General features: G+C 55.0%; 1 protein-coding gene. It reads left to right on the top strand.

Annotated features, from left to right (window positions below; translation table 11 throughout):
• Window positions 1-536: beta-L-arabinofuranosidase domain-containing protein (locus AC5O77_RS22535; RefSeq protein WP_494507265.1), on the top strand; the 536-nt coding region annotated here is incomplete at both ends.

Raw genomic sequence — 536 nt, 5'->3', positions numbered from 1 at the left:
GTGTATAAGAGACAGCGCCTGTATGAAGTGACCGAAGAGCCGCGCTACCTGGCGCTGACGAACTATTTTGTCGAACAGCGTGGTGCGCAACCGCACTATTACGACCAGGAATATGAAAAGCGCGGGCAGACCTCGCACTGGCACACCTACGGCCCGGCGTGGATGGTGAAAGATAAAGCCTACAGCCAGGCGCATTTGCCCATCGCACAGCAACAAACCGCCATCGGACATGCAGTACGCTTTGTCTACCTGATGACTGGCGTCGCACATCTGGCGCGTTTAAGTCACGATGAAAGCAAGCGTCAGGATTGCCTGCGGCTGTGGAACAATATGGCCCAGCGTCAGTTATATATTACCGGCGGCATTGGCTCACAAAGCAGCGGTGAAGCGTTCAGCAGCGATTACGATCTGCCGAATGACACGGTATACGCTGAAAGTTGCGCCTCCATCGGCCTGATGATGTTTGCCCGGCGAATGCTGGAAATGGAAGGCGACAGTCAATATGCCGATGTGATGGAGCGCGCGCTGTACAACAC

The sequence above is a fragment of the Stenotrophomonas sp. INTA L402-1 genome (genome assembly GCF_059295135.1).
The sequence above is the reverse complement of the archived record's forward strand: the minus strand, read 5'-3'. Positions and strand labels throughout refer to the sequence as shown.